The sequence below is a fragment of the Paenibacillus mesotrionivorans genome, from assembly GCF_046098205.1.
GTDB classification, from domain to species: Bacteria; Bacillota; Bacilli; order Paenibacillales; family NBRC-103111; genus Paenibacillus_AR; species Paenibacillus_AR mesotrionivorans.
In genome coordinates this window covers 24,110-48,313 of sequence record NZ_JBJURJ010000010.1, presented here as the reverse complement: position 1 = coordinate 48,313, position 24,204 = coordinate 24,110, and the positions used below count along the sequence as shown (strand labels likewise).

28 protein-coding genes and 1 riboswitch are annotated in these 24,204 nt (G+C 54.7%); of the genes, 21 read left to right on the top strand and 7 right to left on the bottom strand.

The window, feature by feature from the left end; all coding sequences use genetic code 11:
* Positions 1-44: 44 nt before the first annotated feature.
* Positions 45-127, bottom strand: a riboswitch (ZMP/ZTP riboswitch).
* A gap of 68 nt (positions 128-195) precedes the next feature.
* From ACI1P1_RS16065 to ACI1P1_RS16045, 5 genes are all read left to right on the top strand, one after another.
* The gene (locus tag ACI1P1_RS16065) at positions 196-1,701 is read left to right on the top strand and encodes a GNAT family N-acetyltransferase (protein WP_416217440.1); all 1,506 of its coding nucleotides are present in this window, start codon (positions 196-198) and stop codon (positions 1,699-1,701) included.
* 56 nt (positions 1,702-1,757) lie between these two features.
* Positions 1,758-2,300, top strand: a complete 543-nt coding sequence (locus tag ACI1P1_RS16060; RefSeq protein WP_416217439.1) for a hypothetical protein — start codon at positions 1,758-1,760, stop codon at positions 2,298-2,300.
* A 6-nt stretch (positions 2,301-2,306) separates the two neighbouring features.
* Positions 2,307-2,855, top strand: coding sequence for a hypothetical protein (locus ACI1P1_RS16055; protein ID WP_416217438.1), 549 nt, complete (start codon positions 2,307-2,309; stop codon positions 2,853-2,855).
* A 55-nt stretch (positions 2,856-2,910) separates the two neighbouring features.
* Positions 2,911-3,537, top strand: coding sequence for a flavodoxin family protein (locus ACI1P1_RS16050; RefSeq protein ID WP_416217437.1), 627 nt, complete (start codon positions 2,911-2,913; stop codon positions 3,535-3,537).
* A gap of 76 nt (positions 3,538-3,613) precedes the next feature.
* A complete protein-coding gene (locus tag ACI1P1_RS16045) occupies positions 3,614-4,270 on the top strand; it encodes a DUF421 domain-containing protein (protein ID WP_416217584.1) in 657 nt (218 codons plus the stop codon).
* A 20-nt stretch (positions 4,271-4,290) separates the two neighbouring features.
* Here the strand turns inward: ACI1P1_RS16045 and ACI1P1_RS16040 are convergent, their stop codons facing one another.
* Genes ACI1P1_RS16040 through ACI1P1_RS16030 form a run of 3 tightly spaced genes read right to left on the bottom strand, consistent with a single transcriptional unit; the run spans position 4,291 to position 6,367 of the window.
* A complete protein-coding gene (locus ACI1P1_RS16040) occupies positions 4,291-4,614 on the bottom strand; it encodes a YnfA family protein (protein ID WP_416217436.1) in 324 nt (107 codons plus the stop codon).
* A 30-nt stretch (positions 4,615-4,644) separates the two neighbouring features.
* Positions 4,645-6,039 carry an FtsW/RodA/SpoVE family cell cycle protein gene (locus ACI1P1_RS16035; protein ID WP_416217435.1) on the bottom strand — a complete coding sequence of 465 codons (1,395 nt, stop codon included), beginning with the start codon at positions 6,037-6,039 and terminating at the stop codon, positions 4,645-4,647.
* Entirely contained in the window at positions 6,026-6,367 is a 342-nt protein-coding gene (locus tag ACI1P1_RS16030; RefSeq protein ID WP_416217434.1) for a PadR family transcriptional regulator, read from the bottom strand. Before ACI1P1_RS16030 ends, ACI1P1_RS16035 begins: the two co-directional genes overlap by 14 nt.
* 259 nt (positions 6,368-6,626) lie before the next feature.
* Here ACI1P1_RS16030 and ACI1P1_RS16025 point away from each other — a divergent pair, with 259 nt between their 5' ends.
* Together ACI1P1_RS16025 and ACI1P1_RS16020 are read left to right on the top strand one after the other, a co-directional pair.
* On the top strand, positions 6,627-6,788 hold the full coding sequence (locus tag ACI1P1_RS16025; RefSeq protein ID WP_416217433.1) for a hypothetical protein: 162 nt from the start codon (positions 6,627-6,629) through the stop codon (positions 6,786-6,788).
* 349 nt (positions 6,789-7,137) lie between these two features.
* Positions 7,138-8,208 carry a phosphotransferase enzyme family protein gene (locus ACI1P1_RS16020; protein WP_416217432.1) on the top strand — a complete coding sequence of 357 codons (1,071 nt, stop codon included), beginning with the start codon at positions 7,138-7,140 and terminating at the stop codon, positions 8,206-8,208.
* A 142-nt stretch (positions 8,209-8,350) separates the two neighbouring features.
* Here ACI1P1_RS16020 and ACI1P1_RS16015 read toward each other — a convergent pair whose 3' ends face one another.
* Positions 8,351-9,571 (bottom strand): MFS transporter, encoded by a 1,221-nt coding sequence (locus tag ACI1P1_RS16015; RefSeq protein WP_416217431.1) that lies wholly within the window; start codon positions 9,569-9,571, stop codon positions 8,351-8,353.
* A 126-nt stretch (positions 9,572-9,697) separates the two neighbouring features.
* Between ACI1P1_RS16015 and ACI1P1_RS16010 the strand changes: the two genes are divergently transcribed.
* The gene (locus ACI1P1_RS16010; protein ID WP_416217430.1) at positions 9,698-10,324 is read left to right on the top strand and encodes a LysE family transporter; all 627 of its coding nucleotides are present in this window, start codon (positions 9,698-9,700) and stop codon (positions 10,322-10,324) included.
* On the opposite strand, the gene ACI1P1_RS16005 is transcribed toward ACI1P1_RS16010, so the two are convergent.
* Positions 10,220-11,656 carry an amino acid permease gene (locus ACI1P1_RS16005; protein ID WP_416217429.1) on the bottom strand — a complete coding sequence of 479 codons (1,437 nt, stop codon included), beginning with the start codon at positions 11,654-11,656 and terminating at the stop codon, positions 10,220-10,222. The genes ACI1P1_RS16010 and ACI1P1_RS16005 overlap by 105 nt on opposite strands.
* A 188-nt stretch (positions 11,657-11,844) precedes the next feature.
* On the opposite strand from ACI1P1_RS16005, the gene ACI1P1_RS16000 reads away from it, so the two are divergent.
* The 11 genes from ACI1P1_RS16000 to ACI1P1_RS15950 all read left to right on the top strand — a co-directional run bounded on the left by ACI1P1_RS16000 (position 11,845) and on the right by ACI1P1_RS15950 (position 19,622).
* On the top strand, positions 11,845-12,603 hold the full coding sequence (locus tag ACI1P1_RS16000) for a 4Fe-4S binding protein (RefSeq protein WP_416217428.1): 759 nt from the start codon (positions 11,845-11,847) through the stop codon (positions 12,601-12,603).
* A 33-nt stretch (positions 12,604-12,636) separates the two neighbouring features.
* Positions 12,637-13,206 (top strand): PadR family transcriptional regulator, encoded by a 570-nt coding sequence (locus tag ACI1P1_RS15995; protein WP_416217427.1) that lies wholly within the window; start codon positions 12,637-12,639, stop codon positions 13,204-13,206.
* The gene (yaaA, locus tag ACI1P1_RS15990) at positions 13,203-13,961 is read left to right on the top strand and encodes a peroxide stress protein YaaA (protein WP_416217426.1); all 759 of its coding nucleotides are present in this window, start codon (positions 13,203-13,205) and stop codon (positions 13,959-13,961) included. The genes ACI1P1_RS15995 and yaaA overlap by 4 nt, the downstream gene beginning before the upstream one ends.
* Before the next feature lie 43 nt (positions 13,962-14,004).
* On the top strand, positions 14,005-14,421 hold the full coding sequence (locus ACI1P1_RS15985; protein ID WP_416217425.1) for a RidA family protein: 417 nt from the start codon (positions 14,005-14,007) through the stop codon (positions 14,419-14,421).
* Positions 14,422-14,561: 140 nt separating this feature from the next.
* Positions 14,562-14,963 carry a BlaI/MecI/CopY family transcriptional regulator gene (locus ACI1P1_RS15980; RefSeq protein ID WP_416217424.1) on the top strand — a complete coding sequence of 134 codons (402 nt, stop codon included), beginning with the start codon at positions 14,562-14,564 and terminating at the stop codon, positions 14,961-14,963.
* Complete coding sequence (locus ACI1P1_RS15975) at positions 14,960-16,489, top strand: M56 family metallopeptidase (RefSeq protein ID WP_416217423.1); 1,530 nt, start codon at positions 14,960-14,962, stop codon at positions 16,487-16,489. The genes ACI1P1_RS15980 and ACI1P1_RS15975 overlap by 4 nt, the downstream gene beginning before the upstream one ends.
* Positions 16,490-16,527: 38 nt before the next feature.
* Positions 16,528-17,178: a FlxA-like family protein gene (locus ACI1P1_RS15970; protein WP_416217422.1), complete on the top strand. Its 651-nt coding sequence runs from the start codon at positions 16,528-16,530 to the stop codon at positions 17,176-17,178.
* Between the two features lie 678 nt (positions 17,179-17,856).
* Positions 17,857-18,099 (top strand): hypothetical protein, encoded by a 243-nt coding sequence (locus ACI1P1_RS15965; protein WP_416217421.1) that lies wholly within the window; start codon positions 17,857-17,859, stop codon positions 18,097-18,099.
* Entirely contained in the window at positions 18,096-18,548 is a 453-nt protein-coding gene (locus ACI1P1_RS15960) for a MarR family winged helix-turn-helix transcriptional regulator (RefSeq protein ID WP_416217420.1), read from the top strand. The genes ACI1P1_RS15965 and ACI1P1_RS15960 overlap by 4 nt, the downstream gene beginning before the upstream one ends.
* 14 nt (positions 18,549-18,562) lie before the next feature.
* Positions 18,563-18,898 carry a hypothetical protein gene (locus ACI1P1_RS15955; RefSeq protein ID WP_416217419.1) on the top strand — a complete coding sequence of 112 codons (336 nt, stop codon included), beginning with the start codon at positions 18,563-18,565 and terminating at the stop codon, positions 18,896-18,898.
* Positions 18,873-19,622, top strand: a complete 750-nt coding sequence (locus ACI1P1_RS15950; RefSeq protein WP_416217418.1) for a saccharopine dehydrogenase family protein — start codon at positions 18,873-18,875, stop codon at positions 19,620-19,622. Before ACI1P1_RS15955 ends, ACI1P1_RS15950 begins: the two co-directional genes overlap by 26 nt.
* 35 nt (positions 19,623-19,657) lie before the next feature.
* Here the strand turns inward: ACI1P1_RS15950 and ACI1P1_RS15945 are convergent, their stop codons facing one another.
* A complete protein-coding gene (locus ACI1P1_RS15945; RefSeq protein ID WP_416217417.1) occupies positions 19,658-20,635 on the bottom strand; it encodes a hypothetical protein in 978 nt (325 codons plus the stop codon).
* Entirely contained in the window at positions 20,607-21,155 is a 549-nt protein-coding gene (locus ACI1P1_RS15940; protein ID WP_416217416.1) for an RNA polymerase sigma factor, read from the bottom strand. Before ACI1P1_RS15940 ends, ACI1P1_RS15945 begins: the two co-directional genes overlap by 29 nt.
* A 151-nt stretch (positions 21,156-21,306) precedes the next feature.
* On the opposite strand from ACI1P1_RS15940, the gene ACI1P1_RS15935 reads away from it, so the two are divergent.
* Complete coding sequence (locus ACI1P1_RS15935) at positions 21,307-22,842, top strand: serine hydrolase domain-containing protein (protein WP_416217415.1); 1,536 nt, start codon at positions 21,307-21,309, stop codon at positions 22,840-22,842.
* Positions 22,843-22,866: 24 nt separating this feature from the next.
* On the top strand, positions 22,867-23,571 hold the full coding sequence (locus ACI1P1_RS15930; protein WP_416217414.1) for a DUF1963 domain-containing protein: 705 nt from the start codon (positions 22,867-22,869) through the stop codon (positions 23,569-23,571).
* The last annotated feature ends 633 nt before the right edge of the window (positions 23,572-24,204 follow it).

Sequence of the window (24,204 nt, the reverse complement as noted above, 5' to 3'; positions counted from 1 at the left end):
AAGCAAAAAAAGCATCCACGGCAGCTTATGAATAAGCGCCACAGATCCTTTTCCCAGGCGAACGGAATGATCCGCTGTATGCTTCCCTGTGGTTGATTCCACTTTTTCGCCAGTCACATACAGCATTATGTGCTTCATTCTATCAGAGCATCTGGGCAAATGGAAGGCAATCCAAAGAAATGGAGGCCGGCACCAATGGGGCAGAGGGCCAATCTACTGATCGTCAGAAATCAATCCTATACGCTGTATTACAGCCACTGGTGCGCGTACACTCTGCCGGTAAGCTTGTTCTGGGGCGAGCAATATGCCATACGGTTTATTGAGCTTCAGAAGCGAGTCGATGAATCCGGATGGTTGGATGATAAATGGGCGGAGGGCGGAGCCGTCCTTGATCTGGAGCGCAGAGTGCTGCTGTTTTACGGAGGGGAGGATATCTTGTACGATGTACCCCTGCGGAATGTATTGTTGGGGCTGATGAAGAATAACTGGCCGGGGTGGGAAATTCGTTGGGCTCACGAAGGGATCGCGGATCTGGCGGCATATGTCGGGTATCCGACCGATAAGGTTTTGTCCGTCCGTGAAGCGTCACGGCATGAGGTAAGTCTGGCACCTCCTGAGGAGAAAAAATGGGTTGACCTGGTGGCAAGTGTTGCATTCTCCGAGCAGGAATTGCTGATCTTCCCTTTAGAGGGGGAACTGGAGAATTTTTTGACGCGAGGTCCCCGGCTCTTGGACGGAATAGAGAAATCCTATGGCCTATCTAGTCTTGACTTAAAGGAATGGTCGGATCGATTCCCTGTGGGTGGCTTCCATATTGATGTGAAGGGGGAAAAACTGCAGGTGTGGCATGCAGAGCCCGATCCGGCATTAACCCCGAGGCTCAAGGCAGTATGGCCCGGTTGGGAAATCATCAACCAACGAAACAGCTATGAATCGCAGGCTGCCTGCACTTACGGACGGCTGCAATTCCAGGAATTGAACCAGCCTGAGCTATTGGCCCAATTAAAAACCATGCTTCTAAGTGAACCGGCCAGCCCTGTGGAGACGCTGGTTCGTTTCGCCGAGAAGGAAGAGGCTGCAGGCAAAAGGGTGGAGATCAACCCGGATGCTTTGCAGGACCAACGATATGAACTGCCCAAGCAGTTGAAGGAGGAGCTGTTGATCAAAGCCATTATGAATATGAACAAAAACCTCTTTCATTCCCTGGAAGGCACTAGGCTTCAACTGAGGACCATCACCATGGACGATGCGGCGGAGATGCTTGCTTATTTGTCCGATGGAGAGGTGTCCCGGTTTATCGGCTGGAGGCTGATGCACACCATGGAGGATACCCGCGGGCATATCGGAGCCTTGCTGGCACGGGAGGAGGCAGGCACCCATTTGTATGCGGCCGTGGTTTTGAAGGCAACAGGGGCTGTTATCGGAAACGCAATGCTGTTCAATATGGATGATGAGGCGGGCCATGCGGAAATCGGATACGTATTTGACAAAGGATACTGGGCCCAGGGTTATGGCACGGAATGTGTGGCATTGGTGGACAATTTTGCATTCGGTACGCTGCAGCTCCGTAAGCTGTATGCCTGCGTGAACCCGGCTAACCTCCCCTCCGCCCGTATTCTGGAGAAAAACGGCTATACACTGGATGAAGTATTATCCGATGGGAGCCTGCGATACCAAAAAGAAAATGGGTTGATCGTCTAAAATATGGAACATCTGGATTCGTCCTTCCGTCTGTATGGGAAAGGAAGGTGTTGACCGTGAAAAGCTGGATAAAAGCGCTGCTCATCGCAGCCGGATTATTTGCTGTTCTATTCCTGCAGCATCCCCGTAACGCCTTTGCACTTCTCTGTGCACCGCCTAACCCCATTGATGTGCTCTATGAGCGAAGCGATGGTATCGTTCTTGCCAAGGTGGAGAAGGTGGCCCGCGCGGAGGACAACACGATCGTTCAAGTCCGGGTGCTCAAAAGCTACAAAGGGGTGACCGATAACCACTTTTCCTTTGGCGAAAGTCCCGTGTACGGCTCTTATTGGGGACCAAGCGAGAAGGGGCAAACCTACTTGTTTTTTCTCAGGAAAGGTGATGCCGGCTGGGAGAATCCGCTTTGTTCTCCTACACGCAAAGAGGCGGAGGCAGTGAAGGAGCTGGCCTTTTTGAAGGGGAAGGAAATTCCTCTGAATGGAGTTCCCGAGTCCTCCGGGCCTTCCGGCGGAAGGGTATGGCAGCTAACCGGCGGAGCGCTGGGCTTATTCGGCCTTCTGGGTTATGGGGCCTACCGGTTTACCAGGCGGAGGAGGTAACAGAGGATGATGACCGTGAAAAGATGGATAAAAGCATTGCTCATCACGGCCGGAGTATTGGCCATTCTATCCTCTCAGCCTCCCCGTTTTGCGTCTGCCCTCAGCTGTTCGATGATTCTTTCCATCGAGATGAACTACGAGAAGTATGACGGTGTGATCCTTGCCAGATTAATGAAGGCGACCCGTACAGAGGATGATCCCCCGAGCGTTCAGGTTCGGGTGCTTCAAAGTTATAAAGGAGTAACCGATTCCCGTCTTTCCATCAGAGGACTTCCATTCTGGGGGGAGCCAAGCCAGGAGGGGCAAAACTATCTATTTTTCCTGAATAAAACGGAAGCCGGCTGGGAGTATCCCATTTGCTCTCCCCTATCCCCGCAGGAGAATATGACTGACTGGGAGCTTGCTTTTTTGAAGGGGAAGGAAATTCCTCTGACTGAAGTCTCCGAGTCGTCCGGTCGAAGGGTGTGGATGATTACCGGCGGAGCGCTGTGCTTATTCGGCCTTCTCGGTTATGGGGCCTACCGGTATATCCGGCGACACGAAAAATACCTTTGACTCCACGCCAAGCAGTGGGTTTATACTGGTCCCAGAACGCAAGGAGGGACCCATAATGAAAATTATCGCCATTAACGGAAGCCCCCGCAAAAACGGGAACACGGCGCAGGCTCTGGAGATCATGGCCCATGAACTGGAGCAGGAGGGCATTGAGGTGGAGACCATCCAGATCGGCCACCTGGATATTCATGGCTGCATTGCTTGCGGCTATTGCTCCAAATCCGAAGGGAATACCTGCGCCTTCACCAAGGATCCAGTCAATGAGATCGCAGCCAAAATGCGGGAGGCGGACGGTTTTATTCTGGCTTCTCCCACGTATTATGCAGGCATTGCCGGAACCATGAAGTCGTTTCTGGACCGGGTCTTCTACACCAGCTCCGGGTATTTCCGGTTTAAGGTGGCGACCTCCCTGTCCGTGGTCCGCCGGGCGGGTGGGGTAGACGTGGTTCATCAGCTGAACAACTATCTGAACCTGGCGGAAACCCTTCTGCCTCCGTCCCAATATTGGACTGTGGCTTACGGACGCGAGAAGGGCGAGGTGCTGCAGGACGGGGAAGGCATCCAGACTCTCCGCAAAAATGCCAATGCCATGGCCTGGCTGCTGAAGGTGGTGGAGACCGGCAAGGAAAAACTGGGGCTTCCTGAAGCGGAACCGCGGGTCCGTACCCATTTTATCCGGTAATTCCTGCATATCCTGCCTTCTCTCTAAGAACACTAGAAGAAACTGGGGAAGACAGGAGTGTGGCGGATTGAATTGGATGGATACGTGGGGAGAGTTTTGGAAGTCGGGTGTGGTTATTCTGGGGGCCATGGTGCTGCTGCGGATCGCCGGGCGCAAGTCCATTTCCCAAATGACCATTCCGACAACAGTGATCATGATCTCCATCGGTACCGTAATTGTGCAGCCCATCGCCGATAAGAGCATCTGGATGGCGTTGGTGGCGGCCACCACCTTTATCTCGATTCTGGTGGTACTGGAGATGTTGGAATTGAAGTGGAATTTTTTTGAAAAGCTGATGCGCGGCAAAACGGTGACCCTGATCCGGGACGGCAAGATGCAGGTGAAGGAGCTGGCCAAGCTCCGGATGACGGTGGACCAGTTGGAGATGAAGCTGCGGCAAACGGGGATTTTCCGGATGGGGGATATGAAGACGATAACCATGGAAACCAACGGTCTTATCGGCTACGAGTATATACCGGATGCCCAGCCTCTCACCTACGGCCAGATGAAGAACCTCCTGTCCCAATATGCGGCGATGGCCGGAATCGGGCAGCCCCCTGCCCTGGCGGCAGAAGCCCAGGCCGGGGCTAAACCCTCCCGAGACACCGCGGATGCCATTACACCGTCGGATAACAATTTATTCGCAGAGCTGAGCCAGGAGGGGGAGCATCATGCTTATCCGAAGCTGGATTAAGCCTCCGCCTCCTGCCTGCTTCAACTCCGGGGCGCCCATAACATCACCCAGACTCCTGCCATACAGATGGCTGCCCCGATCCAATCATAGAGATCGGGCGTTTTTTTGTCCACCAGCCATCCCCACAATACGGCCAATATGATGAACACTCCGCCATAAGCAGCATAGACCCGGCCAAAGGAAGGGAATTTCTGCAGGGTAGGGATGACCCCATACAAAACCAAAATCAGGGCGCCCAGAACGCCATACCACATGGGCTTGAACTCCTTCAGCCACAGCCAAACCAAATAGCCTCCTCCAATTTCGGCCAAACCCGCGGCAACAAACAACAGTACGGCAAACATGGAAATTCCTCCTTTACCTTTTTTAGACCATTACTCCCCATTTTTTCTCCCAAAATCAATAACCAGCTTCCGCTCCCGCCACGTAATGAACGGCCGATGAGCAGAGGAAGACAACATGCGGTCCCTGGCCGCACTCCCGTTCCGGAAGACGGACAGCATTAGTCCGAGGAGTCCCATGTTTATGACCATCCCCCCAAGACCATAAGAAATGAGCGGCAGCGACAATGGGGCAAAAAGCAAAATGCCCGTATTATACGTAATGTAATGGAATGTTTGGAGAGCAAAGGTCAACAGAACAGAGTATGATACCAGTTGGCCTAATACGCTCTTTTGGCGCCAGCATTGCCGGAAGCTGTGGACGATAAAGAGAACAAGCAGTGCAACGATCAGCCCAAAGGGCAGCCAGCCTAGTCTGAAAATCAGATAGGTGAGCATCAGATCGGAGTGTATGGAAGGCAGCGGGAAGGACTGTCTTTCCGCAAACTGCTGGGGCATGGTACCGTTTCCCCATAGCTGGGCATTCTTCAGCAGGCTTCTCATCACCAACGCCACATAACCCCCTCCCAGAGGATCTGATTCGGGATGCAAGAAGTTGCGCAGCCGCTCGATGTTATACGGGGTGCGGAGAAGGGTGGAAGCAAACAGCAGCGTCGCCCCCAAGAAGGGCAGATAGGCCCATAGATAACTGCGAAGCTTGTTAACCTGGAACCAATTTTTGGAGATAGCAACTCCAAGGATCACCATCCCGCAGGTTACAGTCAGCACAAAGCCGGCAACCGTAGGAACCATCCAGGCTAAGGCGGCGGGGAACAGAATGGCGCCTACGCAAACGGTGATGCCCCAATATCCTTCTCCTCTCATGGCATACACCATACCTGAGATGCCTAATGGAAACAGCAGTGAGCAATAGGTAGCGTAATATGGGGCGCCTCCTCTTAGAGGAGATATAAAGAGAGATATTAAAAACAAACAAAGGATTGCTATGTAGGTAGTTTTTGGATATTTACCGATGATGGAAAAGTCGATAAGATACAAGATTATAAAGACGCCCAGGCCAATCAAAGCAAATTTAAACTGATATCCCACCATGATGGGGGTACGAAACCGAGTCGCGATATCATTTTGTACCAGCGCTTGAAGAATAATCCCCACCACCACTATAACGAAGACCACACCCAGCATTCCCCACTGGGGTTTGGGCCGGTGGACACGGTCCAACTGTATTCCTACAGTTACAGGATCGCCCATATCGGCAATGGCATGTTCCGTAGCTCTGTCTTCCGTAGCTCCTTCCTGTATGTACGCCTCCCGTTGGTCCATGAGGTGGCTGTGGATTTCCTGCGATACGGCTTCACGGGCTTTTTTCCAGCGGATCTGACTGCAGACGGTGTTGGTGTATTCCCGCAGCTTCTCAATGGGTGGCATAGGTGGCACCTTCATTCAAGATGTTTTGGACAGCCTGGGCGTATTTCAGCCATTCCTGCTTTTTGTCGGCTAGCTGGCCTTTGCCCTTGGAGGTCAACCGGTAATACTTGCGCAGACGCCCGCCGTCTGCCTGCTCGTCATAGGACGTCACCATCCCGTTTTGCTCCAGGCCATGGAGAATGGGGTATAGGGTGCCGGCCTTCAAGTGGAAGGTCTGGTCGGATTTTTTGGCTAATTCCTCGATCATCTGGTACCCGTACATATCCTTATGCTCCAGCAGCTTCAACACCAGCAGCGTGGTGCTGCCGGCAATCAGTCCCTTGTCCATTCCGTGTGCCTCCATATATCGATTAGCTACATATGAATATATATCGAGGATCTATATATGTCAACCTGTGTGATCTTCTGGCGGCTGCTTAATCGGAAGCTTTATTTATAGCAATACTCGCCCTTGAGGAAAATGGAAGAGGGGACTATGCTCGAAATATCTGGTTTAAAGGGAGCGATGTACCAAAATGGAGTACAACGAACTGGCAAGCTTTTTTTGATAACCATGCGCCGCATTATATGAAAAACGGATGGTTGAGGTGAAGGAACGGAGGTATTTCCCGTTTGAGCTAAAAGCGATGTTTGCTCAGGCCGGGCTGAGGGTCGACCATGTATGGGGAGGCTCCTTGGGAAAATCGGAGCTGCGCCAGAATATCCAGTGGGATGCCATCGAGATTATGGTAACCGCCACCCTTCCATAGCCCGGTTCAAGGCAATGGAGCGCACAAACACCATAACCCGGTCCAGTAGCATAGGCCAGATGGGGGATGGAAACCTCCCAGAGAGGTGTAGCCGCAAGGCTTGGTTAGCTAACGGACCCCACAGCGCTTATTTGGTCCGGAATCATCATTTTCTTGTTTTCGCGGACTCCACGGCCCTTATTTGTCCCGATTCTCCTTATAACAAGAGGATTTGGGGTGAATAAGGGCTCTCCTGTCCGTAACATTTCCAAAAGTGGTCATTTCGGCGAAATAAGGTCTGTGGGGTCCGTTACGGGCGCACCCGCACCCCAAAGGTTACTTTACTACCAAAACACGAAGGAGGACACATTTGAACCATAACGAGGTTGTTCACATCACGAAGACTCATTTCCTTGGGCCCATCTCGGAGTTGTACGGGCTAGAAGGATACGAATTCAGCCCGGTCGAAGGCCATGACGGAGGCCGCAACATTGTATTTACCTGCGAGAAAGAGGGGGTGGCGCCCCTAATACTCCGTATCGCCTATTTACCGGACCGGAGCCGCCAGGATGTGTTGGCCGAGGCAGAATACATCCGTTATTTGGCGGCCACCGGCGGCAGTGTGGCGGATGTGATTCCCTCCCGCAGCGGGGAGCTGGCGGAGGAAATTACACTCGGGAGCCACACCTACCTGATCTGCCTGTTCCACAAGGCCAGAGGCAAATCACTGGCGGAAAACCATTACCGTTACCGCGAGGGTGCACCCCTCACCGAATATTTCTACAACTGCGGCAAAACCCTGGGCAAGCTCCATCACCTGTCCAAGGGTTACCGTCCAGTCCGCCGCCGGTATACCTTTTTTGACAAGTACAATACGGGCTACATCGGTGAATTGATCCCTGTCTCCTTATCTCTGCTCCGGGAGAAGCTGGCCGAGCTGTTGGCTTCGCTGGAAGCCCTGGACAGAAGCAGCGAAGTGTTCGGAATGGTCCATTTTGACTACAGCGACGGGAATTACAACATCGATTACGATACAGGAGACATCACCGTGTTCGATTTCGACAACTCCTGCTTCTGCTGGTACATGTACGATCTGGCCAATCTGTGGACACATGGGACGGGCTGGATCCAACGCGAGCGGGATACGGAGAAACGCAGGCGGTTTATGGAGGAGTATTTTGCAGCCGTGCTGGAAGGGTACCGGTCCGAAACCGGATTGGAGCAGCAGATGCTGGATCAACTCCCACTATTCATTCAAACGGTGCTGATGGAAAACATCGTGGATGCCTTTGAGGTAATGCGGCATAACGGTGAAGAGCCGGAGTGTGATGAGGAGCTGTTGTACAAGATCAAATGTATGGAGGAGAATATTCCGTATATGGGGTTCTACCATGAAATCTACTCCTGCGAAGCGCCGTTTGAGTATGAGGCAGACAGATAGCGGGTAGGCCGAGCGCCGTTCTAATACCGTCTCCCCCTGCGCTGCATATTCCAATGGAGGAGACAAGGGCTCTATATTCTGGCCAAAAGCAGGGAGGCACGGTGATCGTGCTCCCTGCTTTTTAATTTGCTCCTCCTTCTCGTCAGCTTTCCGCCGCTTGATCTTCCTTCGGCTTGAGGGCGAAGGCGGACAGCAGAACCGCAACGGCTCCTAACCCCGCCGCCAGATAGAAGAAGGGACCTGCTGATGGCTTCAGCATAACAGAGGCAACCGGAGGCCCGGCTGCAACGCCGATGAACCGCATGCTGCTGTAGAAGGAGGTGACGGTGCCGCGCTGCTCCTTTTCGATTCCCTCGGTGATGAAGGCGTCGAGACAAGGCAGGGCAATGCCCACCCCTGCGGAGCTTAATGAAATCAGGGTCATATCCAGCAGGAGGGAGTTTTCGCCAAACCAGGCACAGGCCAGCGCCGCGGCAGAGAGCAGGACCACACCGGCCAGGTTGAACCACTTCATCCGTTTCTTGTGGTCCCCGATGAGCTTCCCTGTTCCGAAGGAGCATATGCATAACGCCGCAGTCGGTATCGCCAGCATACTCCCCTTCAGCACCCCATGCATCCCGTGTTCATCCTCCAGCATTTCCGACAAATAAAAGAGGGTGCCGAATACCACAAACATGCTGATGCCGCCCAAAGCGAAGATGGCATACAGCCAGCGGCCTTTTTCCTTGAACAGGGTTTTAACCGATTTGAAGAAATCCGGAATCCGGGGCGGTTTGTCCTGACTCTTTTTTTTGGGCACCTTGACCATAAACCATACCATTAAGAGAGAGGCTGCACACAGCACCGGGATGGCCCAAAAAGGGGCGTACCAAATCAGGGCGGCCAATAAGGAGCCCAGAATAGGGCTCAGCACCTTGCCGAAGGTATTGGAGGTTTCGACGATACCTAAGCCTGCACTGACCTGGGCTTCCTCCTGAAACAAGTCCCCTACCAGCGGCATAACAATGGGAAACGCCCCCGCTGCGCCGATCCCCTGAATAAACCGGCCCACCAATATCCACAGGTACGCGTTCCCGAACCAAACGGAGGCAATCCCGCAGAGCAGCCCCCCGAGCCCGGTAAGGATCAGGCTGGGCACAATCACCTTTTTTCTGCCGAAACGATCGGACAGAAAGCCTGCTACCGGAATCAGGAATATCGCCACAACGGAATAGACGGTAATGATCAGACTGACCTGAAAGGAGCTGACATTCAATTGGCTGCGCATGCCGGGAAGCACCGGTATCAGCATGGAGTTTCCCAGGGTCATAATCAACGGTATGGAGGATATGGCCAGCAGGTCCTTTTTCTTAGGCGCGCTCATGTTTTTCCCTCCTTCAATTACGGGTAATCGCCCTACCCGGTGGCGCCGAAACGAATCCCAGATTACTGTGGTACGAGCCCGGGCAGCCGCATATCCTCTTATGAGGAATATGGGAGGTGGTGTGAAATGGCCGTATTGTTCAGCCATTTTCTGTTGGGTCTATCGTTGGCCGCTCCGATCGGCCCCATTAATACGGCGCAGATGGAGCGGGGCATCCGCAGCGGTTTCTGGCATGCATGGCTGGTGGGGCTTGGGGCCATGCTTGCCGACGGTGCCTTTATGCTGCTGGTTTATTTTGGCGTCATCCATTTTTTGAATGAACCGTTTATGAAAACCTTCCTGTGGCTGTTCGGCTGTTTTGTCCTGACCTATACGGGTATCGAAAGCCTGCTTCATGCCGGCAAACAAGGAGATTCCTACCGGGGAGGCGGCGAGGCGCCTATAAAGTCGTTTCTGTCAGGGTTTCTGCTGTCTGTCTCCAATCCCATGTCCATCCTGTTCTGGTTGGGGATATACGGCTCGGTTCTGGCGGATATGATCGCCAAATACGAAGCCCGAGAGGTCCTGCTGTACAGCGGTGCCATCATGGCCGGGATTATGCTGTGGGATGTATTGATGGCGCTGATGGCCAGTGCCTTCCGCCGGTTTTTAACGCGCGGGCTCCTTGTGGCGGTGTCGGTGATTTCCGGCCTGTCCCTTATCGGCTTCGGCATCTTCTTCGGTGTGGAGGCGTTCCGGCTTCTCTTTGGTTGAGGGCCCGCCGTCCTGTTCGTTCCAGATCCGCTTCATCAAAAAGGTGATAGCAGCGATAACTCCGGTGAAGCCCAGGCTGATGAAGAAGCCTGGACGGCTGATGCTGTGGAACAGGGTGCCCAAAACCGCCAGTGCGATCAGCGCCATACCGGCGAACTGCTTCGTACGCATCATGGGCGTGGCCGGAAGCAGCCGCCTTGCCGTTACCAGAATAAAAAACCAGTTGTACAACAGCATAATGCCTGCTGCCGTCGTCAAATATTCATACACACTCTCCGGCATAAGGAGTGCGAATACTACAGAAGCGGTCAAGCCTGCTGCCGACAAACCCACGGCAGTTAAGGGCTTTTTGCCGTTTCCGCCTGCTTTCCCGGCAAAAACCGCCGGTGCGTCATGATCCTTGGCCAGAGTGACCACCATGGTGGTGACGGCGAACAGGGAGGCGGTCATGGTGGAAAATCCGGCGACAATCAGTACGGCATTAAACAGATGGGGGACAAAAGGCAGATTGTATTCAGCCAGGGATATGATAAACGGGCTTTCATCGGAGGTATACGAGGTCCAGGGCTCCAGCAGCAGGACAAACCCAATGGACAAAACATACAGCACAGCAAGGGCCAGGAGCATCACCTTTCCCGACTTCGGGGCATCCTCCGGCTTCTTCAGCCGGGTAGTCAGAAGCCCGATGACCTCAATCCCCCCGAAGGCATAAAAGGAAAAGATCAGCGCCGACCAAAGTCCGGTGTAGCTTTTGGGCAGCCATTCACCCGGCATGGCCGCACCATGCTCCTTGGGGGTAAGCACCCCTGCCAGCGCCAATCCGGCAATAATCAGAAACATCAGGATGGCGGCCGTTTTCATCACAGCCAGCGTATTCTCCAGCCTGTCGAATACCTTGGTTCCCCAAATAATTACCAGCAGTCCCAGCAACCCGAAGCCCGCGGCAAAGCACCACATGGGCACCGCCGGAAACCAGAACCGGCTGAACAAGGACAAGGCCGTCAGCTGGCTGCCCATAATCAGGAGCTCAGCGGACCAATAAACCCAGCCGCTGCTGAAGCCGGCCCAACGGCCATAGGCTTTTCCGGCATAGGAGCGGAAGGAGCCTTCCATGGGATGGTCCGCCGTCATTCGGGCCAGCTGGTCGAATACCAGAAAGGTGCCGACAGCGGCCAAAGCGTAGTTGAACAGCACGGACGGTCCGCCGATCTCAATAGCAATAGCAGAGCCCAGAAAAAAACCTGTACCGACTGTACAGGCAACGCCAAGCAGTGACAATTGCCACCAAGGAAGCAGCTTCTCCTGTTGAGGAGCCTTGCCATGTTGAGCCATGTCAGTAAATCCCCTTAGGCAAATACCGGAATAGCCCGGCTTTGCTGAGTTGTTTCATGGGTTTACTATCTCCATATCCCGCAGGTTTATGTAGTTCATGGGGGGCAAATCATCATTGACAATACTATATCAACATAATATAGTTGACTCATCAGGAATGCTTCTTCAGCAGAAAGGAACATGCGGTTATGAAGGCTCAAAAAATCCGGAAGGCCATTCTTCTTATCTCCACGCTGGTGTTTCCCCTTACACTGAACTATTTCTCTCCTTATCTCATTGTCCAAGGAAGCTTTGCGGGGATTGCCTCCGGCAGCTTCCTGTTGTTCGCGGCGCTGTTCTTGACCTCATTGATCTTCGGCAGAGCCTTCTGCGGCTGGATCTGTCCGGCGGGAGGTTTGCAGGAGGCCTGCGGGGAGATAAACGGCAAACCGACCGGCCCCAGGCAGAACCGAATCAAGTATTGGGTGTGGACGCCTTGGGTGGGGTCCATTCTTGCAGGGTTCATCTCGGCAGGGGGGATCAGGAAGGTACAGCCCTTTTATTTCACGGACCATGGCATTTCGGTCTCCAATAACTACGGGTACATCACGTACTTCCTGGTTGTGGGGCTGATTGCGGGCACAGCTCTTGTGTTCGGGCGGCGCTCCTTCTGCCATTCCCTATGCTGGATGGCACCCTTTATGGTCATCGGCAGCCGGATCAAGAATAAGCTTGGGTATCCTTCCCTCCGCCTGGAGGCTGCCGCCTCCCAGTGTGTGTCGTGCAAGGCCTGTGACAAGACCTGCCCCATGAGCCTCCCGGTGAGCCGGATGGTCAAGGAAGAACGGATGGATCATGATGAATGTATCCTGTGCCGGAATTGTGTGGACGGCTGCCACAAAGGTGCGATTCGCATCGGACTGGGCAGGCGCGCACCAATTGACAGTCCTCTATCAAAAGGGCTATAATCCGCATATCATTTTGATATAAGGGGCGGCGGAATGGCCAAGGAGAACACAACAGTCTATATTATTCTGGGCTTGTTGAACCACGAGGATTTAAGCGGTTATGACATCAAGAAGCGGGCGGATTATATGATCGCAAGCTTCTGGGAAATCGGGTACGGACAGATTTATCCCACACTGGCCAAGCTGGAGCAGGAGGGATTGGTGACCAAGCGGGTCAGCGAAGAGAGCAAAGGCCCGGAGCGCAATCTCTACTCCATTACCGAAGCGGGGCGGGGGGAGCTGACCCGGTGGCTGAAGGTTCCCGAGCAGAAGGAGTATACCAAGTACGAAATTCTGCTGAAGCTGTTTTTTGGCAGCCTGGTTCCGGTGGAGGAAAGCGCCAAACGGATTGACGCCTTCAAGACCCGCCATACGGAAAATCTGAAGATGATCGAGATGTTCAAAGGGAATTTGCAGCGGGTGATGGGGGAGGATCAGGATCATCTGTTCTTCTATATCACAGTTTTGTTCGGGGAGCGGATTTACAATGCGTATCTGGAGTGGGCGGACGAGGCGTTGAAGCTGCTGCAGGAAACACAGGATGAGGGACAGGAGCCATCATGAGGATCATCATTTCACCAGCCAAAAAAATGAAAACGGACAATGATATTTTTGCCGGCAAACGGCTGCCGCAGTTTATGGATGAGACCGAAACTCTTCTGGCGCACCTGAAGGAGCTTCGTTATGAAGAGGCAAAGGCCATCTGGAGCTGCAATGACGCCATTGCAGAGCTGAATTACGAACGTATCCGGAGCATGGATCTGCGGCGTGGACTGACCCCGGCTATTTTCTCCTATGAGGGCATCCAGTACCAGTACATGGCTCCCGCGGTGCTTCAGACGGAGGAGCTGGATTATCTGCAGGAGCATCTGCGGATATTGTCCGGCTTTTACGGGATGGTGCAGCCCTTCGACGGGGTGGTGCCGTACCGGCTGGAGATGCAGGCGAAGCTGAACGGGCCGGAGCTGAATTCCCTGTACGCTTTCTGGAACCGGAAGCTGGCGGATCAGCTGTTTGCCGAGACCCGCGTCATTGTCAACCTGGCCTCCAAGGAATACAGCAAGTGCATCTCCCCCTATGTGGGGCAGGGCATCCGGTTTATCACCTGTGTGTTTGGGGTTCGGATGGGCGGCAAGGTGGTGGAGAAGGCCACCCTGGTCAAAATGGCCAGAGGGGAGATGGTCCGGTATATGGCCGAACGCCGGATCAAGTCGGTGGAGGACATCAAGGGCTTCGACCGGATGGACTTCGTTTTCGTGGAGGAGCTGTCGGACGGGGAGAAGTTTGTGTTTATTCAAAAAAGCAAGGCTGCGGAATGACAAAGACACATGGGCAACCGGAATCAGAAAGGAGAAGAACGAAATGGAACCCAAGGTTACGTTTATCCAACCCGGCAATATTCCATCCTTGGCCTCGGTGGATTATCCTTACGCGGCCAACATTCCTGCGGGAATGGATGTGCTGTTTCTGGCAGGTGCCTGCCCGCTGGATCAGGACCGGACCATACCGGAGGGAGCGGGTTACGAGGAACAAGCTAAGCTCTGTGTGGACAATATCAAGGCCGTGCTTCACGAAAGCGGCGCTGCTCTTAAGGATCTGGTGTATACCCGGATTCTGGTGGCGGCTGCGGACAGGTCCGATCTGGTGAAGGTATGGCGCACCGTCCGGGAGGAGCTGGGGGAGCATAATGTGCCCAGCACGCTGACAGGGGTAACTCTCCTGGGATATGAGCATCAATTGGTGGAAATTGAGGCGGTTGCTGCAGTGAAGCGAACGTAGAAAAAGGCTGTACCCCCGCCCGCCTTCAAGGCGGGTTTCTATATGTCACGGATTCTCCAGTGGAAAAAGACTATAATCATAGTCGGTTCCTCGGCCGATATAGGTAATATCCCCCATTTTTTGAGGAAAGGAGCTGGACCATGGAGGACAAGAAGCTGCATATTACAGCCGCCGAGCTTTCGGTGATGAAGGTGCTGTGGCAGAATCGGCGTTGTACGGCCGCGGTTATTGTGGAGCAGTTGGAGAAGCGGAGACCGTGGCATTTCCGGACCATCAAAACGCTGCTCCGCAACCTGGTGGCGAAGGGGCTGGCGGGTTATGAGGTGGACGGGAAGGACAGCCGGGTGTACCACTACTCTCCCCTAATCAGCGAGGAGGTTTATCTCACCCAAGAGCGGGAGCACTTCCTGGAGGAGTATTATGACGGCAACTTTGGAGCGATGCTGAGCGGATTTTTGAAGGACCGGAACGGATCTGAAGAGGAGCTGGAGGCTCTGCGGAGGCTGCTGGACGAAGCGGCGGAGCGGGGCCATCGCCCATGATTGCACTGCAGATTTCCTTCGCCCGGATGTTCGAGCTGTCTGTTGCGGCCGCTCTGGTTGGGGGAATCGTGCTTTTGTTCAGAGGTTTGGCCAAACGATGGGTATCGCCCGGCTGTATGGTTGTGCTGTGGCTGATTGTACTGGTGAAGCTGGTGACGCCGCTGACTCTCCCCGGTTTGACCGGAGTGGAGAATTGGTCCGACCGATTGGTCTATCAGCAGCCATATGGTGTAGGTTGGATGATGGACACGGCTGCAGGGTTATGGGAAAAGCTCCCTTGGCGGGAGTCTCCTTCTGCGGCTGTTCCCTTGGCAGGGTATGAAGGCGGACGGGAAGCCCAATGGGACGATTTTGCCTTTGATGAGGAGTCCATGGCGACCCGGAGCAAAGCCGGTGCTGTAAACGGGCTGCAGCTTTCGGTGGCTTTCCTCTGGCTGCTTGGCTGTTTGGTTTGGGCAGGGAAGGAAGGGATGGCCGCATGGCGGACAAGGAGTCTGATACAAAGGGGGCTGCCCTGCGGGGACAACGCTGTGCTCGAATTGCTGGAGCAATGCAAAACGGAAACCGGCATTTCCGCTCCCGTTCAGCTGCTGTCGGGAGGGACGGTGTTTCCGTTTCTCTATGGGGTGCTTCGGCCGCGGATTATGCTTCCGTATGATTATTCGGAGCATTATACCGAAGCCGAGCTCCGTCTGATCCTATTGCACGAGCTCCAGCATTGGCGGTCCAGGGACAGCCTGCTTCAGCTTACAGCAGATCTGCTCCGTATCCCTCATTGGTTCAATCCGCTTGTTCATCTGGCGGCAGTCCGGCTTCGGGATGATCTGGAGCTGCGGTGCGACAAGCGGGTGCTGAGCAGGCTGAAGCATGCGGACAAGCTGGCATATGGCCGGCTTCTGCTCAAACAAGGGGAGTTGAACCTCCGTTTATCCCGGCCTCGCCGGATGGGTGCCGCCGTTCATTGGCTGGAAAGCCAGTCTGCCCTGACAGAGCGTGTCCGGGCAGTTTCATTTTCCCTATGCGCGACCCCAAAGGCAAAGCGTTTGCGGCTGGCAGCCGGAGTATTGGCCGTGATCATCGGGGCGGGTGTGCTTCCCGGCGGCAGTGAGCTTTCCAGATATCTGGCCTCCACTTCTCAAGTGCCTACGATGTATGCCTTTTGGCTGGACGACTCGGTGAACCCCAGGAGCCAAGCGTCCCTTCAACAAATTGTTGCTCTTATGTTGGGGGAGGAAGGGCCTGATGACGGGATTGAACTGCTGTTGAATCAGCCCTTCCGCGGCAGCCGGACGGAAAGGTGGCTTATCTCAGCCCACCTTATGCTGCTGGATGAGGATGCTCCTGTCCGTGTGAACACCCGCCCCATCCGAGAGGAGATGCAGCGCCGGGACATCGGGCATGGGCGGATTTTGGTTCTTCTCCATTTTCCTTTTTATATGGGAAGATCGGCAGGAATCAGCGTTGGCAAACAAAGCCTCACCGATCTATCTACCCTTCAGCAACTGGAGCAGATCAAGCTGTACTAACGAATCATTTCCGTATAAACGTGAAAGGATGGTGTCAGATGTTAATCGGACAAAAGCCGGCTTCCCCTTCCCAGGAAGCATTGAATCCCAAAAGCGGCAGCCGACCAAGTGCGGCCGAGCAAATACGCAGGCAAATCGGACAATTGCAGCAGCAATTGGAAAAGCTGAAGGAAAGCAAGGACTCCCCGGAAACCAAGTCCGGCAGAATTAAGGAATTGAATGCGCAAATTCAACAGCTCCAGCAAAATTTCCAGCAGGCAACAATGGATGAAAGCCGGCAAATCAAGGAGGAGGCTGCTTCCAAGGCGGCCGAAAAAGCACAGGAGGAAGCGGTGCGGTACCAAAATGAGGAGCAGCTTCAGGCGGTCCGCCAATCCGTCAACCTGTTTGCAGTTACCGGCAAACTAGATGAGATGAAAACCTTGCATCGTGTAAAAACCGATATGATTGCCAAGAAGAATTATGCCGGCGCCGCCCAAATGACAGACCGGATCATGCAAAAATCCATGGAGGTCCAGGAGGTGTTAAAAAGAGGCAGCGCAATCAAGCCGAAGCAAATCGGCCATAAGCAGGATGAACCCTCTGCCGCAGATGCTGGAGAGGTACAGCAGAAGCAGAATCAGGAGGGGGATTCCTTGTCCGCCGGCGAAGCGGAGGAACCGGGACGAAAGGATGAAGGGAAACGCTGAGGAGTTTCCTGTGGAGTGATGGACTATGGTTATAGTCTTTTGTAAATGACGTTTGAAAGGGTGAAAAGTATGACCTTGGTTGATTCCACCAGATGTGCCTGCCGCTGCTATGAAGCCGGAATGGTTGCAGGAAAGCTGCAGGAGGGAAGCCGGAACAAAAGCTCCTTATCCAATTTTGGGGATTGGCTTTCACTGGCTTTAGCGGGACCCATGACGGTTAATCCGATGGTATCAAACCCGCTCAATCCGCTCGCCTGGGGAGGAGGATCCACCGCATACGCCAGTTCATTGAAGAATTCGCTTCTTATGTCAGCCTTAAGCGGCAATACCCAGTCGAATCCCCTTATGCTGTCAGGGCTGCTGCGTTATTCTGCGCTGAACAGTTATTCCAGGAAGAGCTGAAAACTCTGGCTCTTGATAAGGCCGTTTGGAACCTTTGTTCCAACGGCTTTTTCGTTTCCGGCGGCGGGAAGGACTGTTTAGTAGGGGCTGAGCGTTGGAAATAGGGGATTCGGTTGTATGCTTGACATACAAAAATATTATTCGTATGCTATGTATACAAACAAACGTACATTAGGAGGCGGTGTGCATGATGGAAACCTCAGCTCCAACACCTACCCGCTACTATAGGCTGCTTCACCAACAGCGGGAGGCGCAGCTGCTGCTGGCCGTGGCCGCATGAGGGCTGTCCTTGCTCCCGGCGGGTTCCTTCTAGTCATCGGGCAATTTAGCCAAAGGGAAAGCATCGATTCCGCCGCGGTTCTGGCTTGGCTGTCGGGAAGACTGGCAGGGCTATCGGCCGGGCCGGGTGCAGGGGAACTGGAGCAGGCGTGCCGCAGCGCAGGGCTGGAGCTTGTCCGGCAGCTGCCCACCGGACCGTTCAGCGGAAATTTATATACAGCCAGGAGGGATGAACCATGAAAAAAATGAAGGATGATGTCATCCATTCGTTTATTGCGCTGACGGAGCAAATCGCCAACAGCAGGACCAATGTGCTGGATTTCGGCAGTGAGAATATGGTGTTTTACCGCGGAGAGATTCATATTGTGAAGACCATCGGTGACGATCCAGGCGTCTACAGCTCCGAGATTGCCCGGAGGTTCGGCATTACCCGGGCTGTCATTCATAAGACCCTGATGAAGCTGGAGGAGCGGGGCCTGGTGATGAAGGAGCAGGATGAGGAGGACAAGAAGCGCTTCCGCCTCCACTTGACGGAAAAAGGCTGGACGGCATACCGGTTCCATGAGGAATATCATCAGCGCTTCGACCGGGAGCTGTTTGACTATATTGATACCTTGAACGGGGAGCAGTTGGAGGCCGTCAGCGGATTCCTGAAGCACGCCGGACGGTTGATCCGGAATCATGCGTAGCAGGAGGAAACATCATGAGAGAGCACATTGTGGTTGTGGGCGGCTACGGGCAGGTTGGGCAGAGCGTAAGCAGATTGCTGGCGGAGCGTTTTCCGGGGAAGGTTTACGCGGCGGGGCGCAATCTGATAAAAGCGGAGCAGTTCTGCAGCGCCACTGACGGCGCGGTCAAGCCCATGCTGCTGGATGTTTCCCGGCTCTTTCACCCAGGCGATGAGCCGCGTAAGAACAGTGGTCATGTGCCTGGACCAGGAGAATACGGCTTTTGCCCGGCAATGTCTCGCGCATGGCATCCATTATATGGATGTGACGGCGGAGGCAGGGTTTATGGCTGCTATGGAGGAGCTGCATGAGGAGGCAGCAGCCGCAGGAGCAACGGCTGTACTGAGTGTGGGGCTGGTCCCGGGAATGAGCAATTTGCTGGCTGCGGATGCTGTAGCCGGATTGGATCAGGTGGACAGCGTGGACATTGCCCTAATGCTGGGAATGGGCGAAGCCCACGGGAGAGCGGCCATCGAATGGACCGTGGAGAACATGGCTCAGGATTTTTGGACGGGGGCCGGAACGCAGAGGCGGCAGGTGTCCAGCTTCACATCAGGTAAGACCTTTGACTTCGGTGAAGGAATCGGCCGAAAAACCGCCTACCGCTTTAACTTTTCCGACCAGCATACGTTACCCGGGACATTGGGTGTTTCCCCGGTGGTGACCCGGCTATGCTTCGATTCTGCTTTTGTTACAGGGCTCCTGTTCGTCATGAAGAAAGCCGGAGTGCTCAAGCTGCTGCGTTTCAAATCCATGGCCCGGCTGGCCGCCGGACTTTTTGCCCGGATGCGGCTCGGCACGGAGGCTTATGCCCTGAAGGTGGAGGCCTCCGGCAGCAAATTAGGAATTCCGCAGAAGGCGGAGCGTTTCTACCACGGCAGCATAGAATCGGATATGACGGCACGGGTGGCTGCGGCAGTGGCGGCGGAGCTTTACCGGGGGGAACAGCCCTCCGGTGTGTACCATATTGAACAATTGTTCAATACCTCTGTGTTAGGCGGGGAAATCAGCAGCCGTATCGGACGGCGGGGGTAAGCCCGGTGATGCCGTATAGGCTGTCCCACTGCTCCTTAATTCCCCAACAAGCTTGCCGCTACCTTCACTAGCTCCTCCCTGGAAACGGGCTGGGGCTGGTTTCCCGATTTCCCCCCCGGCTGTTCCCGGCCTTGCGTAAACACACTCCGGATTTCGTAGATCAATCCGCCCTCCGCGGTTTGCACCGGCAAGTAGAGCAGCTGTTCATCCTTGATGTAAAGCGCCTCTTGGCCTTTGATAGTTACAATCTCGTACGCTTTGTGGTTGGCATCGCTTGCGGTCATATTCGCCAGGGACAGATCTTTTTCAGGCCGGATACCGATTCTCAGCACGGGAACCGCCGGTGCATCAGGGGCGGCGGAACCGCCGTATTCCAGATAGATATTAAGCGCCTCCGGTTTAAGCTTCGCAGGCCGGACGATGTAGTCCAATCCCGCTCTCTTCGCCTCCTGATATAGAGCTTCCGAATCCACAGGCTCCCCCTCATACTGGATGATCCCCTGAAGAAAGGCCAGCTTCTCCGGCACATAAGCAGGCAGCTGAAAGGCTGTGGCGGTGGCCGCCTGCAGAGCTTGAGGGGAGGTAAACACGCTTTTCTTCTGCGCCGTATAAAAATAATGGTCCAGCTCATACAGCTCGGTAATCAAGAGATAGTTCATTTCGCCGGGAGCGGCGTTTACTTCCGCATCCTGCCGGATACCGCGGTATTTCTCGAACAATTGTCTGCTTTGCGCATCCTTCTCCATCTGCTCCGGGTTGGTTTGCCCGTAGCTGAATACCACATCCCCTTGTTTGTTCCGCAGCTTCGGCGAATCCCAGATGGCGGCGGACAAGGCCGTACCTGCAGCCAAAAGCAGACATAAGGACAGAAGTGGCACCGCTAGCCGCTTCCAGCGGTGGGACAGGCGGGGACCAGAGTCACGAAGCAGATCCAATCCTTTGGGTTCAGGGATGTTTTCCTGCCTCCAGGCTTGTGTGAATTCCTCAAATGAAAGAAACACCTTCCGGGTCATGGACCTCCTCCTCCTTTTTGCAGCATGATTGCCGCAGCTTGTTTTTGGCCCGTTCGAATTTCTTGCGGACTGCGGCAGGACTTGCGCGGGTGATGAGAGCAATTTCCTCATGGCTTCTATCCTCGAGAATCCGCAGGATCATGATGGAGCGTTCCGCAGGGCTTAGACGCGCCAGCATCGCATCGATGGCCATCGCTTCCTCCGCCCGGCTGTGGCTGTCCTCCGCCACAGTCGGCTGTACGCCTATCAGGCGGACGGGCAGCAGGCGCTGGAGCCGTTTTTTGGCAGCCAGGTTCAGACAATGATGATGGGCAACACGGTAGATCCAGGCGGACGGGGAGTGGATCTCCTCCCAATGCGCTGAATGCTGAACCACCTTCAGGAATATATCTTGAACCGCGTCCTCTGCCTCCTGCTTGTGCCTTAGCATGTGGTAGCAATACCGGAAGACGGGCGTGTGGAAACGGACGATCAAATCCCGCACCGTTTCCTCGGATCCCGCCGGATGCTCCTTCTGCAACCGTCTCACCTCCTTCATGGGTTTCATATAGGGTAAGACAATCCGGCTAGGACTTCTGTGACAGGGTTAACAAAAAAGGTGTAGGGAAGCAGGTTGATGCATCGTGGGGTTAGTGGTAAGGTATGGTTGAAAAAAGAAGGAGGGGAACGGCTTGGAAACAGCCTCATTGCTTGGACGCGTAAAGCCGGAAGAAGTCGGTATCGCCTCCAAGGGAATTGAACGATTTATCGGGTTGATCCGGGAAAGACAGGTCGCCCTGCACAGCTTCATGCTGCTGCGGCATGGGAAGGTGGCGGCGGAGGGTTTTTTTGCCCCGTTCGATAAGGACAGGCTCCACCCCATATTCTCCATCAGCAAAAGTGTAACCTCTGCCGCCGTTGGCATTGCCATCGGAGAGGGGAGATTCAATCTTCAGGATAAGGCAGTGGAGCTGCTGGCACACCACATTACGGGAGAGGTTCATCCGTATACGGCCAAGCTGACAGTGGAGCATCTCTTGAAGATGACCACAGTTTACCACAAGGCGCCGTCCTCGGAGACACCCAACTGGGTGCATACCTACCTGACCTCCAGACCGGAACGGCCGCCGGGCTTCCTGTTCGCTTACGATACTTCGGGCACTAACCTGCTCTGTGCCATTCTGCAGGAAACCACGGGAATGACCGTTCATGATTATCTCCAGCCCCGGTTGTTTGATGCTATCGGCATGGGGCCGCTGACGTGGGAGTTCTGCCCCATGGGCATTAACAGAGGCGGCAGCGGGATCCGGTGCACTACGGAGGGGCTGGCGCATTTTGGCCAGCTGTACCTGCAGGACGGGATTTGGAATGACCGCCGGGTGCTGCCCGAGGGTTGGGTGGCCCGCAGCACGGCCCGCCATACAGATAATTCCGGCCACAAGGGGATGTTGGATGGCAAACCGGGGTATGGCTACCAATTCTGGCGCTTGCGCAATGGGGCGTACGGTGCATTCGGGCTGGGCGGGCAATTCGTGGTGGTCATGCCGGATAAGAATGCGGTGTTTATTTCTACCGCCAACACCCAATTTGTCAAGGATGGCCACCAGGTCATTCTGGATTGTATGTGGGAGGCCTTGTATCCGGCGATGGCGGATGAGGGGGCAGGCGCAGGGCCCGCCGCAACAGGAACGGCTTGCGGCGTTCCGGCGGAGAGCGGCACTGCTGTTGCGTCTGGGGTAGCTGTCGGATCTGACAGAAGCGGATTGGCGGAGCGGTTGGCCGGCCTGCAGCTTTCGCTTCCTCCCGGGCAGCCGGATTCCGTCATGGCTGCTGCCGTAAACGGCCGTTCCTACCGGCTGGAGCCCAACCGCCACGGTTTCACGGGCTGCCGGTTCCAATTCGCCGGGGAAGCCTCCACCTTACGGCTGACCCGTGAAGAATGCGCAGGCGGTGAGGATGCTGCTGTGCTGCCCTTTGGCCTCCACCACTGGGTGACCGCTACGGACAGCCTGTTCAGCGGCACCGAAGCCTGCTGCACCGCTGCCACCTGGGTGGATGGACACACCTGCATCCTCCATATGCATCTTTTGGACAGGCTCCAGATGGTCATGTTCATCTGCCACTTCAAAGAAGATACCATGGCCATCCAACTGGTGATGCCCGGCGTCCACTTCAAGGATGAGCTGGAATGTGATTTGATCGGGACGATGACGGATGAAGGCCACTAAGCTATTTTATTGGAGGAGGATCACATGAATCCGTTGAAGGAATACAAAAAGCGTAATGCCAGACCATGCTCCGTTTTGACAGTGGGAGGCTTCCGGCCTGCCAATGACCCGTTAGCCAGCAACTTCTTCCTGGCCCCGGTGGGCAGGCCGGAAGAGGCCTGGCCTGCTAATAACGGGCAACCTTTGACTTACATCTGCCAATTGAATCTGACGGAAGCGCCCTATGTTCCAGACATGCTGAAGGATATTGCTATTCTCACCTTTTTTATCAATGTGGATCAGTATTTGGCGGATGAACGCAATGATGAGGCCTGGTGCATCCGGGCTTACAGCTCCCTGGAGGGGCTTGTTCCCTTACAGCTGCCGCAGGGCGGCACCCCGCGAAAAGGGTTCGAATGCCGATGGGAGCTCCAAAAGGAGGATTATCCGGTTTATGATGATCCGGAGCAGGCTCCCGTACCCGGTGTTTCGGAGGAAAAGCTGGAGGAGCTATTGGAGGACCAGGAGCTGTATAATCTGAAACGAACCAAAATCGGCGGCTGGGCCAGCAATATCCAGCATCCTCAAAGCTGGAATTGCCCGGACAGCGCGGAGCCGGCTTTCTGCCTGCAGATCAACTCAGAGGAGAAGGTCCGTCTCAACTGGGTGGACAGCGGCACTATTTACATTGCCCGGAATATGGCCAAGGCTGGGGAGCCGGAGTGGTTCCTGGATTTGCAATTTTACTAAGCTGCATTATTCACAAAATCACGGCCTAAGCTGGCGCTCGCTTCCGGCGATATTAAAGGGAAGATGCCGGCTCTTCGGCAGCAGATAGGCATGTTCGCGAGGAACAGTCAACCTCTCAAAGTGGTGCAGATTGCGGTTGAAAATAGAGGCGTGCATCCCGGAGGGGCGCATGCCTTTTTGCTTTTGGCGTTAGGACCTCCCCCAGGGGGGCACGCCTTTCTGCTTTTGGAGGCCTGTGCCTTCTCCCGCGCAGAAATCTAACGGCGGCCACAGCCGCTATTAAGCGGAAAAAGGCGGCTTCAAAATTCTAACGGTGGCCACAGCCGCTATTTGCCCCTGTTAGTGGCGAATCAGCCCATTTTGTACCAAATAGCGGGCTCCTGCCGCCGTTAGAATCCGGAGAGGGCCGAATCCGGCCAGATAGCGGCGTTCACCGCCGTTAGAAAATCCGACTTGCTCTTGAAGCCCGCCGCAGCGGCCTACGGTGTGTTTGCAGCGCCCCTAAGCTGTGGAATCTTTGGCTCTACCCAAAGATTCCCGGGAGCGGGCGGCTGCAGCCAGGTATAATAGAGCCAGAAGCACCAGCGGCGGAGTAAAATATGTGACGTACCAAAAGCGGCGGAAAACGCGTGA

Bases quoted from the DNA above. Each gene is read 5' to 3' on its own strand.
- ACI1P1_RS16065 (WP_416217440.1), top strand. From the start codon at position 196: ATGGGGCAGAGGGCCAATCTACTGATCGTCAGAAATCAATCCTATACG.
- ACI1P1_RS16045 (WP_416217584.1), top strand. From the start codon at position 3,614: ATGGATACGTGGGGAGAGTTTTGGAAGTCGGGTGTGGTTATTCTGGGG.
- ACI1P1_RS15995 (WP_416217427.1), top strand. From the start codon at position 12,637: ATGGCCAAGGAGAACACAACAGTCTATATTATTCTGGGCTTGTTGAAC.
- yaaA (WP_416217426.1), top strand. From the start codon at position 13,203: ATGAGGATCATCATTTCACCAGCCAAAAAAATGAAAACGGACAATGAT.
- ACI1P1_RS15955 (WP_416217419.1), top strand. From the start codon at position 18,563: ATGAGAGAGCACATTGTGGTTGTGGGCGGCTACGGGCAGGTTGGGCAG.
- ACI1P1_RS16035 (WP_416217435.1), bottom strand. From the start codon at position 6,039: ATGCCACCCATTGAGAAGCTGCGGGAATACACCAACACCGTCTGCAGT.
- ACI1P1_RS16050 (WP_416217437.1), top strand. From the start codon at position 2,911: ATGAAAATTATCGCCATTAACGGAAGCCCCCGCAAAAACGGGAACACG.
- ACI1P1_RS15945 (WP_416217417.1), bottom strand. From the start codon at position 20,635: ATGACCCGGAAGGTGTTTCTTTCATTTGAGGAATTCACACAAGCCTGG.
- ACI1P1_RS15965 (WP_416217421.1), top strand. From the start codon at position 17,857: ATGAGGGCTGTCCTTGCTCCCGGCGGGTTCCTTCTAGTCATCGGGCAA.
- ACI1P1_RS15930 (WP_416217414.1), top strand. From the start codon at position 22,867: ATGAATCCGTTGAAGGAATACAAAAAGCGTAATGCCAGACCATGCTCC.
- ACI1P1_RS15950 (WP_416217418.1), top strand. From the start codon at position 18,873: ATGGCTGCTATGGAGGAGCTGCATGAGGAGGCAGCAGCCGCAGGAGCA.
- ACI1P1_RS16030 (WP_416217434.1), bottom strand. From the start codon at position 6,367: ATGGACAAGGGACTGATTGCCGGCAGCACCACGCTGCTGGTGTTGAAG.
- ACI1P1_RS16055 (WP_416217438.1), top strand. From the start codon at position 2,307: ATGATGACCGTGAAAAGATGGATAAAAGCATTGCTCATCACGGCCGGA.
- ACI1P1_RS16010 (WP_416217430.1), top strand. From the start codon at position 9,698: ATGGCCGTATTGTTCAGCCATTTTCTGTTGGGTCTATCGTTGGCCGCT.
- ACI1P1_RS16015 (WP_416217431.1), bottom strand. From the start codon at position 9,571: ATGAGCGCGCCTAAGAAAAAGGACCTGCTGGCCATATCCTCCATACCG.
- ACI1P1_RS16040 (WP_416217436.1), bottom strand. From the start codon at position 4,614: ATGTTTGCCGTACTGTTGTTTGTTGCCGCGGGTTTGGCCGAAATTGGA.
- ACI1P1_RS15980 (WP_416217424.1), top strand. From the start codon at position 14,562: ATGGAGGACAAGAAGCTGCATATTACAGCCGCCGAGCTTTCGGTGATG.
- ACI1P1_RS15960 (WP_416217420.1), top strand. From the start codon at position 18,096: ATGAAAAAAATGAAGGATGATGTCATCCATTCGTTTATTGCGCTGACG.
- ACI1P1_RS16005 (WP_416217429.1), bottom strand. From the start codon at position 11,656: ATGGCTCAACATGGCAAGGCTCCTCAACAGGAGAAGCTGCTTCCTTGG.
- ACI1P1_RS15970 (WP_416217422.1), top strand. From the start codon at position 16,528: ATGTTAATCGGACAAAAGCCGGCTTCCCCTTCCCAGGAAGCATTGAAT.
- ACI1P1_RS15985 (WP_416217425.1), top strand. From the start codon at position 14,005: ATGGAACCCAAGGTTACGTTTATCCAACCCGGCAATATTCCATCCTTG.
- ACI1P1_RS15975 (WP_416217423.1), top strand. From the start codon at position 14,960: ATGATTGCACTGCAGATTTCCTTCGCCCGGATGTTCGAGCTGTCTGTT.
- ACI1P1_RS16000 (WP_416217428.1), top strand. From the start codon at position 11,845: ATGAAGGCTCAAAAAATCCGGAAGGCCATTCTTCTTATCTCCACGCTG.